Below are 14,166 nucleotides of genomic sequence, written 5' to 3'. Positions count from 1 at the left end.
GTTGTTTAGATTATTACATGAATTGAACCGCCGTATGCCGAACGGCACGTACGGTGGTGTGAGAGGGAGGAGAAAGTCCTCCCTACTCGATTATGATAAATATAGGTAAATCAATTGCTACAGATAAGGCAATTATTAGGTGTAAATAAATTCAAAATATGATACTATTTAAAATATAAATCTAAGGAGGTAGACATGGCCTATATTGAGATGAAGCACTGCTATAAACGCTATTGCTCAGGTCAATCCCAGATCATAGCCAATAACGATATAAATTTTGAGGTTGAAAAAGGGGAGCTAGTGGTGATACTAGGGGCATCCGGTGCCGGTAAATCCACTGTCCTAAATATACTAGGTGGCATGGATACCTGTGATGAGGGCCAGGTCATAATTGATGGGGTTGATATAGCCAAATTCAACGACAGGGACCTGACTCTGTACCGTAGAAATGACGTAGGATTTGTATTTCAATTCTATAATCTAGTACCTAACTTGACGGCAAAGGAGAATGTTGAACTAGCTTCTGATATTGTAAAAGATGCCCAGGATTCTGAAGAGGCTCTCTTGGCAGTGGGTTTAGGAGAACGTTTGGACAATTTTCCGTCTCAGCTATCTGGTGGAGAGCAGCAGAGGGTTGCAATTGCTCGTGCAGTAGCCAAAAACCCAAAGATTCTCCTATGTGATGAACCTACTGGAGCCCTTGACTACCAAACTGGTAAGCAGGTTCTCAAGATACTCCAGAATATGTCCAAAAACCAAGGGGCAACTGTGGTCATTGTTACCCACAATGTAGCACTAGCACCGATTGCTGATAGGGTTATAAGGATGCATGACTCAAGAGTTAGGTCAATAGACTTAAATCCAAATCCACAGAGCATAGATAGTTTAGAGTACTAGGAGGCATGATATGAAAAAGACTTTAAATAAATCCATAGTCAAGGCCTTTATCCAGTGCAAGGGGCGATTTATTTCTATTATGCTCTTGATGATGTTGGGTTCTATGACCTTGATAGGTCTCAAGGTGACAGGTCCTGATATTGATAGGGGGTCTGATGCATATTTTGAAAGGCAAAGACTCCTAGACCTGGCTGTTATCGGTGATTATGGTCTTGACAAAGACGATACAAGGGAGTTGAAGGGTCTTGTCAAGAATGGAGATCTAGAGTTTGGATATTTTACAGATGCTACTATAGCTAAGTCTGGAAGTTCTATACGTGCATTTTCAAAGCCTAAATTTATCTCCAAATTTGACCTATTATCTGGTAGGTTTCCTGACAAAAAAGGTGAGATTGCCCTGGGCTCAACTTATATGGATAAATATAAATTGGGAGATAGGATAGAACTAGTTGAAAAAGACCAAGACAAGTCTCAACTTAGGGATAGCAAGTATACTATAAGTGGATTTGTAAATTCTAGTGAAATTATATCCAAGTCTGCTATGGGAAATTCATCTGTGGGTTCGGGGTCTTTAGATGGATATTGCTTAATTACAGAGGACAATTTTAAAGCGGATACATATACGATAGCTAGATTCAGATTTGATGATCTAAGAAAAATCAGCTCATCCAGTGAGGACTATTTTAAGAGACTAGACTACCATAAAGAGAGATTAGAAAAGGCCTTGGCAGATAATCCAAGGGCTAGGCTTGATACTATAAGGTCCAAGGTAGAGGAAGAAATCGATGAGGGCAAGTCCAAGATAAGGGATGCTGAAGATAAATTAAAGCAAGGTGAGACAAGCTTAAACAAGGCTCAAAATACTATAAACCAAAAGAAGGCTGAACTTAAAAGTGCTAGTTACAGGTTAGAAAGTAGCCGTAAGACATTAAAGAATGCCAAGCTATCCCTAGACAGGTCAATAGCTAGCCTGGATTCTCAGAAAGACCAAGTAGAACAGGCACGTAACAAATTAGCATCAGTCAAGGCCCAGTTGGATGCCACGAAGAAAGACCTCGACCATAAGTCTGAGAGTCTAGGACCTGATGGGGACAAGAGTCAGCTCCAACCTGCCTATGAAAAGTATATGACTGGTCTAAAGGAATATGAATCTGGCATGGCAAGGGTAGCTGAATATGACAGGGCAAGGTCCGTCATATCTTCCAAAGAGGGAGAATACAGAAGGGGTATGGCCCAATACCAGGCTGGTAAGTCTAAAATTGACAAGGGTTGGTATGAAATAGGCAAGGCTCAAAAGGAATTGGACAGTAAAAGACAAGATTATATAGTAGAGAAAGAAAAAGCGATTAAAGAAATTAAAGACGCCAAGTCTGACCTTAGCCATGCACAGGATTTGGTCAATGGTTTGAGCCTTCCTAAATATACAGTATATACTAGGAGGACCCTACCAGGAGGGGACGGAATCAAGACAGTCCAATCTACATCTATGGGCATTAACAAGGTCTCTGATGTATTCCCCCTTGTCTTATATTTAGTTGCTGCCCTAGTGACCATTACTACTATGACTAGGTTTGTAAATGAAGAGCGCAATAATGCAGGAATTTTAAAGGCCCTGGGCTATACTGATAGGGATGTTATCAAGAAGTTTGCCATATATGGTCTATTTGCCGGTGGAAGTGGAAGTCTGCTAGGTTCTATATTGGGAATGTACGGCATACCATATATTTTGTCTACATCTCTTCTAGCAGATACTACAATGCCAAGTATTGGTCTCTATTGGGACTGGAGAATAGTTGCCCTTGCATTTATCTGTTCTATGATGTGTAGCGTCGTTCCAGCAGTCTACATAGCCCACAAGGAGCTAAAGGAAACCACATCACAGCTACTCCTACCAAAGCCACCAAGCAAGGGTTCTAAGATATTTTTGGAGCGTTTAACTTTTGTTTGGTCAAGGATGAGTTTTAACCACAAGGTCACAGCCCGTAATATTTTCCGCTACAAGCAAAGGATGCTGATGACTATATTCGGTGTGGCTGGTTCGGTAGCCCTATTATTTGCTGGACTGGGTATAGCATCATCTATAAACGGAGTCAAGGACAGGCAATTTAAGGATATAATCAGGTATGATGCCCTTGTATCTAAGGAAGATAGGGTAACTAAGGATGAGCAAGTTGCTATAGACAAGCTACTCAGGTCTAAAGATATCAGTGGATACCTTCCTATATATGCAGAGACAATCAGTCAGAAGGTAGAAGGAAAATCTGATCCTCAAGATATAAATTTGATGGTTAGTCCTAGAGATGACTTCTCGGAATATATTGTCCTTAAAGACCGTAAGAACTCTACTAAGCTAGACCTAGGTCAAGATGGTATTGTAGTGTCTGAAAAATTGGCTGAGATCCTCAAGTTAAAAGTAGGAGATAGCTTTAAATTGAATAGTAAAGACAAGGACTATAATCTCAAGGTTAGAGGAATCTGTGAAATGTATGCAGGCCACTTTGTATTTATGGATTCAAAATGCTACTCAAGGGTCTATGGCAAGCTTGTTCAACCAAATAGCTACCTAGTATCAATGAAGGACAGGTCGCCTAAAAATATCAAGGAAGTAACTTCAAGATTTATGAACTTGAAGGGAGTAAGGGGAGTAGGGCAAAATACCAACGTCATTTCTCAAGTCGATATTATTACGGGCTCGCTGACACAAGTCATGCTTGTACTTACTGTCATGTCATTGTCTCTGGCTCTTGTAATCCTATACAATCTCACAAATATCAATCTTGACGAAAGAATACGTGAACTATCTACGGTCAAGGTCTTAGGATTTTTGAATAAGGAAGTGACCATGTATATATACAGGGAGACTATAATATTATCTCTTATAGGTATTGGATTTGGTATATTTATGGGAGGCATACTTCATAAGATTATCCTCAATTCAGCACCACCAGACAATATAATGTTTAATCCAAGTATAGGTCTATTTGTATATACTGCTCCTTGTATAGCAGTAGTTGGGATTTTGTTGCTACTGGGATTTTTTGTAAACCACATACTAAAGAAACTGAATATGTTAGAGGCATTAAAATCCGTTGACTAGGGTTCTTAGCCTATAAGTAAAGTTGAAGATATAATATATATGTAGAATAGATAATAAATATATATGCAGAATAATTTATAGCAAGACAAGAGGGGGAGTAATTATGGAAGATCAATTACTGAGTATTATAAAAAATGAAGATAAGAAAAATCCTCTAACTGACCAAGAGATAGCACAAAAGCTAGGCATTTCTAGGAGTAAGGTTACGAGCCTTAGAACTAGATCTAATATAGCATCTTCTAATAATAGGAGAAAGGCCCTGATTATAGGTGTTATGGAAAAGATAATGCTGGCAAAGGCTGATTATACGGATAGGTATATAACGGATATTCTTCTAGATGATGGTTTTGTGATATCAAGGTCTCAGGTAAGAGGTCTTATGAAGGAGATAGAGGCAAAAAATAAGGATGGCATAGACTATAGTCATGCTAGCGATTACGCCAACAAGATCAAGGTTGTAAAAGACAAGCTTGACGAAAAGGATGGATTTGAAGGGTTGATAGGTGCAGATGGAAGTCTTAAGGAAAAGATATCATCACTCAAGTCTGCCATGATGTATCCTCCAAATGGACTCAACACAATTATACACGGACCGACAGGAGTTGGTAAGAGCGATATGGCTGAGTGTATGTACAGATTTTCTGTAATTAATGGCTTCAAGAAAAAGGGAAGTCCATTTATAGTTTTTAATTGTGCTGACTATGCAGAAAATCCCAACTTGCTTATAGCTCACTTGTTCGGTGTTCAAAAGGGGGCCTACACAGGTGCTGATTCTTCCAAGGAGGGTATCGTAGAGAGGGCTGACGGTGGTATTTTATTTTTAGATGAGGTCCATAGGCTACCATCAACAGGTCAGGAAATCCTATTTTCCTTGATTGACAGGGGAGTATATAGGAGACTTGGCGAGACAACAGCTGAGAGAAAGGCCAAGGTCCTGATAATTTGTGCCACAACTGGAGACCCAAATTCTGACCTTCTCAATACATTTAAGAGAAGGATTCCCATGATAATAGAGCTTCCAAGTCTTGATTCGAGACCAAAAAAAGAAAGGTACAAACTTATACTCAAGTTCTTTGAAATAGAGGCAAAGAGGGTGAATAAAAACTTTGTTATAGCCAAGAATGTCATAAACAAGCTGATGAATTACAAGTGCAGTGGGAATATAGGTCAGCTAAAAAGTGATATACAGGTTACCTGTGCTAGGGCATTCTCTAAGATTGAAATCGGGGAAGATTTTGTATTTGTCGGGGAAGATTCATTGAGGTCTTATGTTAGAAAGTCTTCTGACAAGGAGGTATTCTCTTGGATAGAGGATGTATTTATAGATATAAGTGACTTTAAGTCAACATCTACAGGTATGCATAAAAATGCAATATCAGAAATCCACCAATATGCCGAAAAAGAGCTTAAGATCCTGGGTCACAGCCACTATAGTGAAGAGGAGATAAAAAATATATTCCTTGGAAAGTTAGACAAGAAGTTTGATGAGTTGATCCTAGACAGGTCTGCAGCAGTTAGAGAAGAGCTAAAGTCATATATAAACGGTGAGATGTCTGAGAAGGTATTTGAGATAATGCAGAAGGTCATAGCAATGTTAAGGACCCAGTATGAACATATAAACTCATCCTTGTATCCAGCACTTGCTATACATATTCAACATACTCTAGAAAGGATAAAAAATGGAAAGAAAATAGTAAATCCAAGTCTTTCTAAGATATCTTCATCTATGCCGGAAGAATACGAGTTGGCTAGGTACATTGCGAGTATATCAGAAAATATATCCAAGTTATCTATTCCCGAAGATGAGTTGGGATACCTTGCCTACTATATCAATAAGTTCTGCATAAAGGATGACAAGGTCAAGGAAAATGTAAAGGTACTAATAGTAACCCACGGCAAAGTTGGTATAGAAATGGCCAATGTAGTCAACAACCTTATGGGTGTAGAATGCACTATAGGTCTTGAAATACCACTAGAATCCTCTTCATCAGAGGGAATTGAGAAATGTATATCTCAGATAAGCTCTATAAATGCACCCAATGGACTTATAATTTTAATAGACATGGGTTCACTAGTCATAATTGGAAATGAAGTTGAAAAAAGATTTAAGATAAAGACCAAGACTATATCTAGGGTAGATACCTTGTTAGCCATGGAAATAGGTAAGATGGCGGCTATAGAATCTAAAAAGTTTGAAGATATATCTGACTACTGCGATAAGATAAACAAAAATCCAAGTGATGAAAATAAGGACCAATATACTGAAAAAGAAGAACGAGAAAAGGTTGTAATATCCCTTTGTTTGAGTGGACATGGAAATGCCAAAAACCTAAAGCAGTTACTAGACAGTAGTATATCGACGAGAGGTTTGGATATAAATGTTATACCTGTAGGATTTTTGGATGAAATCGGTGTTGAAAACAGGCTTGAAGAAATAGAAAAGACTAAGAAAATTGTATGTATAGTAGGAACGATTGGTATAAATTACAAGAATATACCATATATAAATTACAGAAAAGTTCTTTCTGGGTATGGTATAGAAGAGGTTGTAAACTTGTGCTATCAAGAAGACGACGATCTTAAACTATCAGGAACAAGTGAGGGTAGATTAAGTGATATAATCCTTGAAGAATTTATCTATGAAAATTTTGAAGGTATATCCAAAGAATACGTGATAGACAGCATGGTTGCAAGGTTACAGGAGAAAGGCTATGTAGACTCGAGATTCATACTTAGTGTATACAAGAGAGAGTCCATGGGCACCCTTGTCTTTAAGTCAAAGGTAGCAATACCTCATGGCTTACCTGAGAATGTAAAAAAGCCAGTAATATCCATAGCCAAGCTTAGCAAGCCGATAGTATGGGACAATGAGTTCATGGTTGACTGTGTTGCCCTTATAGCTATCAAGGAGAACAACCAGGCTGAGATGAAGAAATTGTTCAAGATACTTGGAGATGATGACAAGATAGAACAGATAAGTAAGGCTACTAGTAAAAAAGAGATAATGGACATATTTGTAGACTAGGTCTATAACAGAAAAAACCGCAATTATTGTGGTTTTTTTTGTTATATTTGTTTTTTATGTTTAGGAAAATATTTTTCTGAAAAAAATTAAAGTCGAAACCTTTGCCACAGCTTAATTGAAAGCAAAAAAACGTTATTTTACTTTTTTGTGCAAAGTTGGCACGGTAGTTGCTATATATAAGGCATTAGAAAATATACTGGCTACTCAATAGGCCGACTATATGGATTATGTTAGGAGGACAAAAACTTGCAATTAAAGGAATATTTTAAAAAAGAATTAGTTTTCCATGATTTATCTGTAGCAGATAAGGGAGAATTTTTTACAATACTATCACAGAAGGCATGTTCACTAGGCAAGGTGACAGATGAGTTTGAAGTGAATGTCAAGAAGAGAGAGGATAATTTCCCTACAGGTATCCAGCTAGAAGATTTTGCAGTAGCTATACCTCACACTGATGCAGAGTATGTAAAAGAAGAATTCATAGCTGTAGCAGTGTTTAAGGAACCAGTAAAATTTAGTTCTATGGAAGATGCAAGCGCTATACTAGATGTAAGAGCAGCATTTATGCTTGGTTTAAACCAGCCACACAGTCAGTTAGAAGTTTTAACAGAATTGATGGGCATATTCCAGGACAAGGAAAGAATGGCAAAGATTATTAATTCGTCTAGTAAAGAAGAATTAGAAAACATTATATTTAACATTTAATTATTTGGAGGTAGAAAAATGAAAAAGAAAATTTTAGTAGCATGTGGAGCAGGAATAGCAACATCAACAGTAGTATGTGGTAAGGTTGAGCAGTTAGTAAAAGACAACAACATAGATGCAGAAATAATCCAGTGTAAGATAGCTGAGGTTGCTTCTAAACAGGATGAAGCTGACCTTATAGTTTCTACAACAATATTACCAACTACATACAAGATACCAGCAATAATAGCTACATCATACATTACTGGTATCAATACTAAGGCTCTAGACCAGAAGATACTAGACCACTTAGTATAATAAAATCAATCTAATTTATCTGTTTATATTAGTAAAAAGCTATTATATATAATTTATAACTCAGGAGGGGAAAATGGATAAAGTATTAGCAGTAGTGCAGTACATACTTAACATGGGTGCGACAGTAATCCTACCGATTACAATCCTATTATTAGGTATGGTATTCAAGATCAAGTTCACCAAGGCCTTAAAGTCAGGTCTTACAATAGGTATAGGATTTGTTGGTATTGGACTAGTAGTTAACCTACTAACTTCAACTCTAGGACCAGCAGCACAGGGAATGGTAAAACGTTTCGGTCTTTCATTGACAGTAATAGATGTTGGTTGGCCGACAACAGCATCAGCTACTTGGGCATCACCAGTAGCACCGATAATAATACCAGTTTGCTTGGGTGTTAACTTAATATTAATTTACTTCAAGTTGACTAAGACTCTAAACATAGACTTATGGAACTACTGGCATTTTATAGTAGCCGGTGCATTCGGTTACGTTGTAACAGGAAGTTATACATGGGCAATCATATGTGCAATCATAATGGAATTATTGGTACTATTTACGGCAGACAAAACAGCCAAGTATGTGGGAGACTTCTATGGACTTGAGGGTGTTTGTTTACCAACAGGTTCAACAGCATCTTTCGCACCACTTGGTTTCCTAGTTGGTAAAATAGTAGAAAAGATACCAGTAATCGGTAATATACATACAGACCCAGATACAATCCAGAAGAGATTTGGTATCTTCGGTGAGCCAATGATGATGGGTATAATCCTAGGATTCATTCTTGGTGGACTTGCAGGCTATGATGTAGCCAAGGTATTTAATACAGGTATATCAATGGGTGCAGTAATGTTCTTGATGCCTAGAATGGTTAAGATCCTAATGGAAGGTCTAATTCCAATCTCAGAGGCAGTAAGAGACTATCTACAGTCTAAGTATGGAGACAGAGAACTATACATAGGTCTAGATGCAGCTCTTGCAACTGGACATCCAGCAGTTCTTTCAACAGCTCTAATACTAGTACCTATAACTCTATTCCTAGCAGTAATACTACCGGGAAACAGGGTACTTCCATTCGGTGACTTGGCTACTATACCATTCTATATAGCATTCATCGTATGCTTTAGAAAGGGTAACATAGTACAGTCAGTAATTACAGGAACAATAGTAATAGCACTAGCGTTATATATGGCAACAGATCTTGCACCTGTACATACAGAGCTACTTTCTCAGGCAAATATGCTACCAAAGGGAACTACAATGGTATCTTCTATAGATGCTGGTGGTAACTTGTATAAATGGGGTATATTCAAGCTCTCAGAGATAGTCAAGGCGATGGGCTTATTCTAAGTTTATTAAAACTCTTCTTTGTACAGGTGTACAAAGGAGAGTTTTTTATATATGGAAATGTTTTCCATAATGGCTAAGGTCAATTACAATATAAGGCTAAGGTCAATTACAATATAGCTAGTTTGATAGTCGTTTGAGTGTGGCTAGATATAGCATTAAATGATTATGGTAATTTGAAAGGAGAAAAGTATGAAAGCAGTGGTAAAGGCAAGGCCAGGTTATGACAATGTCGAGTTATTAGACCTAGAAGAACCTCAGGTTTATGGGGATAGGGTAAAGATTAAGGTGGCATACAGTGGTATTTGTGGATCTGATATTCATTCCTTCAAGGGAGAATACGCAAACATAAAGACTCCTGTAACTTTGGGTCATGAATTTTCAGGTGTCGTAGTTGAGGTTGGTCCAGATGTAAAAAATGTAAAGATAGGAGACAGGGTTACATCAGAGACAACTTTTGAAACTTGTGAAGAGTGTATATATTGTGCATCAAAAGACTACAATCTTTGCCCATCTAGAAAGGGTATAGGTACTCAGGTAAATGGATCATTTGCAGAGTATGTATTGTCTAGGGAAGAGAGTGTCCATGTACTACCAGAAAGTGTATCATTACTTGCAGCTTCATTGACAGAACCCCTAGCATGCTGTGTCCATGCAGCATTGGAAAAGACTACAATAGAACCAAGTGACAAGGTACTTATTATAGGACCAGGACCAATGGGACTACTACTTGCTCAGGTAGTTAAATCTCAGGGGGCTACAGTTATAATGACTGGTATAGAAAAGGATAAGGAAAGACTTGAATTTGCCAAAAAACTAGGTGTAGATAGGACAGTAAATGTTCAAGCTGAGTCTTTAAAAGATGTAATTATGGAAATGACTGAGGGCTATGGTGTAGATAAGGGCTTTGACTGTTCTGGATTTATGCCGGCAGTAAACGATGCCCTTGTACTATTAAAGAAGAAGGCTACTTTTGTTCAGCTTGGTATATTTGCCAAGAAGTTCAATGAAATGGACCAGGAAACAATAATCCAGAGGGAAATAGCATATGTTGGTACAAGATCACAAAAGCCAAGTGCTTGGGTCACTTCTTTAGAACTACTTGCAGCGGGCAAGGTAGATACAGAGGTCCTAATTACCAAGGTTGTTGGACTAGGTGAATTCCATGAAGGTATAGAAGACTTGATGGCTGGTAAGGAAATTAAGGTAGCAGTCGATTCTTCAAAATTATAAGATAAGAAAAGATATAAAAATATTTAAGAATATAAAAATATTAAAACTCTACATTAGAGTAAGAAAAATAAAAAGATATAAGAAAACGAGGCAAATAAATGAAGAGTTTAAGATTATATAAGGCTAGAGATATTAGGTATGAAGAAGCTCCAATGCCTGAAATAATAAAAGATGACGATGTAATAATAAAGGTAATGGTTGCTGGTATTTGTGGTTCAGATGGACATAGGTATTCTTTACTTGGTCCATACATTGAAGGCATGGTATGGGGACATGAGTTTTCAGGTGTAGTTGAGAAGGTTGGACCTGGTGTGACTAACCTAAAGGTTGGTGACAGGGTGACAGGTTGTCCTACACTATACTGTGGAGAGTGTGAGTCATGCAAGAAGGGTGAATTTGCAAGATGTGATGTTCTAAAAGTAATAGGTGCCAAAGATCCTGGATGCTTTGCCCAGTATACAAAATTACCTGCTGAAAATGTCCTTAAAATTTCAGACGAGGTTAGCTTTGAAAAGGCATCTATGGTAGAACCTTCTTGTGTTGCACTACATGGTCTTTATAAAACTCAGTTGCAGCCAGGGGATGATATAGCTGTAATGGGATGTGGAACAATTGGATTATTGGCTATCCAGTGGGCCAAGATATTTGGAGCTAGAAAGATCGTTGCAATAGATATAGACCAGTCTAAGTTGGACCTAGCTATGAGTCTAGGGGCTACACACACTATTAATTCTTTAGATGGTCCTCCACATGAACAATTGGAAAAAATAACTGACGGTAGACGTGTAGATGTTGCTGTTGAGTCTGCTGGTTCAAAGATAACTTCAGCCCAGGTGTTTGCCCTAGCTAAAAAGGGTGGGAAGGTAGTATTCCTAGGAATACCATATGGAGATATAAATATTGAGAGATTCTATTTTGAGAGAATAGTTAGAAATGAACTTACAATATTTGGTTCATGGAACTCAGTATCTTCACCATTCCCAGGCAAAGAGTGGACGAGTGCAGAGCATTTTATGGCGACAGGAGCAGTTGATCCATCACCTCTTATAACACATAGGTTAGACCTAAGTGAGGGTCCTGAAATATTTGAAAAGATAGCAGAAAGAACTCCAGGCATAGGCAAGGTTCTTTTCTATCCAAATGGTAAACCAGAATAAAAAGTAAATATTAGATTTTTAGCTATAAAACCCCTATACAATCATTTTTGATTATATAGGGGTCTGTTTATTGTGATATTAGTTTGTAGATTTTGTTACTTTACCTGATCCGTCCTGTGAATTAGTGGCACTGGCCTTGTCATTTGATGTAGGAGTTGGATTGTTTAATGATTCTTCAAAAGATCTAATCTGGCTTTCTTCTTCTTTGCCTATAGCCTTAAGACTAGATGCATCTATATATACAGTCTTTTTCTTAGATTTTTCTTTTTCAGTTTCTCCGTTAGAAAAAGTAAACTTGTATATGTTCTTATTGTTTGCATACATCAATTTATAAGAATCTATCTGACTATAAACGTCCCTGTCTACATTTTTGAATGCTGCCTGTATAGCCAATTTTAAGTCTTTGATGATTGAAAAGTTTAAGACGTTGGCCTTTTTTTCAGCACTTGCAGCTACTATAGGCTTTGATGATATCACATCACTAGTCTTAGCATCTACAGTCATGATTATTCCCTGGCCTTTTTTGTCTATACCGTCTATTGAATAGATGTATTTTCCATCTTTTTCCTTAAGTATAAGGCTTGATATAGAGCCAGCCTTGTTCTGTGTTGTAAATCTCAGCATAGCCTGATCCTGGTTTACCTTTACAGTTCTGATATCTTTAATATTTGACAAATCTACGTTTGTTTCTACTTTTTTCTTTGATTCTTTTTTACCTAAGCTACTGCATCCTACGTTTGTTATACACATAATGCTGCATAGTCCTAGGGCAAGTATCTTCTTATTTTTATTATTCATAGTTACCTCCACTTAAAAAAACTAGCAATATAATTATACAATAAAGATCTATATAAAAGAACCTCTTTACTGATAATAAAAATTAAAATTTATGAAAAAAATCTAATATATGATCCAAAGAAAAGTAAGTAAGTGATATTAAGGGCAAATTTGTAGTATTTAAAATTGTAATGTGCTATAATCAATCTTACAACAAGGAATATAATAAACGTCTAAAATATAGATGTATTATTGGTTTGGAGGTAGAAGGTGAGAGTAGTCGTTATTGGTGGTGGCAAGGTAGGCAACAAGATTATCGAGCAGCTATCAAAAGAATCGCATGATGTTACAGTCATAGAGAAAAATCCTGAAGTAATACAAAAGATTAATAATTATTTAGATATTGCATGTATCAATGGTAATGCAATTAATTATGATATACAAAAAGAGGCTGGTGTAGATGCAGCTGACATAGTGATAGGCTGTACTTCATCAGATGAGATTAATATGTTCTCTTGTTTACTTGCCAAAAAACTGGGGGCAAAGCATACAATAGCAAGAGTTCGTAATCCTGAATACTATAATCAACTCAACTATATAAAGGACGATCTTGGTCTTAGTATGGTTATCAATCCTGAATATGTGGCAGCCAATGAGATATCCAGAATACTGAGGTTCCCATCTGCCCTAAAGGTAGAGACATTTGCCAAGGGTAAGGTCGAGTTGCTAGAGTTTAAGGTTGGTGTAGACTCTGTACTTGTAGGAATGAAAATGAAGGAGATAAGTCATAAGTTTAATCTTAAAGTCCTTATTTGTGCTGTTCAGAGGGCCAATGATGTTATAATACCAAATGGTGACCTAGTCCTTGAAGCTGGAGATAAGTTGAGTATAGCAGCATCCCACCTAGAACTTGAGAACTTCCTTGGAAGGATAGGTGGCCTAAAGAGGAAGGTTAAGACAGTTATGCTAATAGGTGGTGGCAAGATAGCCTATTACCTATGTGAGAGTCTTAAAAAGCTAAATATAAAGATAAAAATTATAGAGAGGGATATAAAGGCCTGCAATAATATAGCAGACCTACTTCCATATGTTGACGTTATTCACGGTGATGGAACAGACCAGCAGTTGCTTGAAGAAGAGGGGATTGATGATGTAGATGCCTTTGTTTGCCTTACAGGAATAGATGAAGAAAATATAATACTGTCTATGTATGCAAATTCAAAAAATATTCGCAAGGTCATAACTAAGGTGGGTCATTCTACATTTTTAAATATGACAGAGACCCTAAATTTAGATACAGTAATATCTCCTAAGGACATAACGGGCAGTATAATTTTAAGGTATGTTAAGGCTATGGAAGCCTCATACGGAAGTAAACTTAACAGTTTTTACAGGATGGTTGATGGCAAGGTCGATGTGCTTGAGTTTTCAGTAGGAGAGACTAGTAAAATTGTCGGTGAAAGACTTGCTGACTTAAAACTTAGAAAGCACCTATTGCTAGCCTGCATAGTCAGGGAAGGCAGTATAATAATCCCTAGTGGTAACGACATTGTAAATGCCAAGGATAATATAATTATTGTCACTAAGCATCAAGATATCAGTGATGTTGATGACATAGTGGAGTAGGAGTTAA

The 14,166-nt window shown here is 37.3% G+C and carries 10 protein-coding genes; 9 read left to right on the top strand and 1 reads right to left on the bottom strand.

Annotated features, from left to right (window positions below):
- Positions 1-195 precede the first annotated feature (195 nt).
- The 8 genes from F823_RS0100745 (at position 196) to F823_RS0100710 (ending at position 11,756) form a co-directional block, all read left to right on the top strand.
- Positions 196-897 (top strand): ABC transporter ATP-binding protein, encoded by a 702-nt coding sequence (locus F823_RS0100745; protein WP_002845462.1) that lies wholly within the window; start codon positions 196-198, stop codon positions 895-897.
- Positions 898-907: 10 nt separating this feature from the next.
- Positions 908-3,994, top strand: a complete 3,087-nt coding sequence (locus F823_RS0100740; RefSeq protein WP_019595255.1) for an ABC transporter permease — start codon at positions 908-910, stop codon at positions 3,992-3,994.
- A gap of 103 nt (positions 3,995-4,097) precedes the next feature.
- Positions 4,098-7,019, top strand: coding sequence for a sigma 54-interacting transcriptional regulator (locus F823_RS0100735; RefSeq protein WP_019595254.1), 2,922 nt, complete (start codon positions 4,098-4,100; stop codon positions 7,017-7,019).
- Between the two features lie 246 nt (positions 7,020-7,265).
- Positions 7,266-7,724: a PTS sugar transporter subunit IIA gene (locus tag F823_RS0100730; RefSeq protein ID WP_002845458.1), complete on the top strand. Its 459-nt coding sequence runs from the start codon at positions 7,266-7,268 to the stop codon at positions 7,722-7,724.
- A gap of 18 nt (positions 7,725-7,742) precedes the next feature.
- Positions 7,743-8,021 (top strand): PTS sugar transporter subunit IIB, encoded by a 279-nt coding sequence (locus tag F823_RS0100725; RefSeq protein WP_002843240.1) that lies wholly within the window; start codon positions 7,743-7,745, stop codon positions 8,019-8,021.
- 73 nt (positions 8,022-8,094) lie between these two features.
- A complete protein-coding gene (locus F823_RS0100720) occupies positions 8,095-9,369 on the top strand; it encodes a PTS galactitol transporter subunit IIC (RefSeq protein WP_002845456.1) in 1,275 nt (424 codons plus the stop codon).
- A 189-nt stretch (positions 9,370-9,558) separates the two neighbouring features.
- A complete protein-coding gene (locus F823_RS0100715) occupies positions 9,559-10,599 on the top strand; it encodes a zinc-binding dehydrogenase (protein ID WP_019595253.1) in 1,041 nt (346 codons plus the stop codon).
- A 98-nt stretch (positions 10,600-10,697) separates the two neighbouring features.
- Entirely contained in the window at positions 10,698-11,756 is a 1,059-nt protein-coding gene (locus tag F823_RS0100710) for a galactitol-1-phosphate 5-dehydrogenase (protein ID WP_002843295.1), read from the top strand.
- Positions 11,757-11,834: 78 nt separating this feature from the next.
- On the opposite strand, the gene F823_RS0100705 is transcribed toward F823_RS0100710, so the two are convergent.
- The gene (locus tag F823_RS0100705) at positions 11,835-12,554 is read right to left on the bottom strand and encodes a PepSY domain-containing protein (protein WP_002845453.1); all 720 of its coding nucleotides are present in this window, start codon (positions 12,552-12,554) and stop codon (positions 11,835-11,837) included.
- 249 nt (positions 12,555-12,803) lie between these two features.
- Between F823_RS0100705 and trkA the strand changes: the two genes are divergently transcribed.
- Positions 12,804-14,159, top strand: a complete 1,356-nt coding sequence (gene trkA, locus F823_RS0100700; protein WP_002843304.1) for a Trk system potassium transporter TrkA — start codon at positions 12,804-12,806, stop codon at positions 14,157-14,159.
- The last annotated feature ends 7 nt before the right edge of the window (positions 14,160-14,166 follow it).

Origin of the sequence: Peptostreptococcus anaerobius VPI 4330 = DSM 2949, assembly GCF_000381525.1 — a bacterium.
In the GTDB taxonomy this organism is placed as follows: Bacteria; Bacillota; Clostridia; order Peptostreptococcales; family Peptostreptococcaceae; genus Peptostreptococcus; species Peptostreptococcus anaerobius.
The sequence above is the reverse complement of the archived record's forward strand: the minus strand, read 5'-3'. Positions and strand labels throughout refer to the sequence as shown.